The organism is Azospirillum griseum (assembly GCF_003966125.1).
Taxonomy (GTDB): Bacteria; Pseudomonadota; Alphaproteobacteria; order Azospirillales; family Azospirillaceae; genus Azospirillum; species Azospirillum griseum.
Genome location: NZ_RXMA01000197.1, coordinates 1 through 244 on the forward strand (window position 1 = coordinate 1; position 244 = coordinate 244).

The 244-nt window shown below is 64.8% G+C and carries 1 protein-coding gene; it reads right to left on the minus strand.

Going from position 1 to position 244, the window contains the following annotated elements; translation table 11 throughout:
- Positions 1 to 230: IS66 family insertion sequence element accessory protein TnpB (gene tnpB, locus EJ903_RS26750; protein WP_246016007.1), on the minus strand; the 230-nt coding region annotated here is incomplete at its 3' end.
- Between the last annotated feature and the right edge of the window lie 14 nt (positions 231 to 244).

The window sequence follows — 244 nt, forward strand, 5'->3', positions numbered from 1 at the left end:
CAGTCGATGCCCTCGAGCAGATAGCCCATCTGCCCGACCGAGATCGACACCGCGCCATCCGCCGGCGTCGGCCAGATGAAACGCCCCCGTTCCAGCCTTTTCATGAACAGGCAACTCCCCTGGCCGTCATACCAGATGATCTTCACCAGATCGCCCCGGCGTCCGCGGAAGAGGAAGAGATGGCCGCTGTGCGGGTCCTGGGCGAAGCGTTCCTGCACCAGCAACGCCAAGCTCGCCCAGCCCT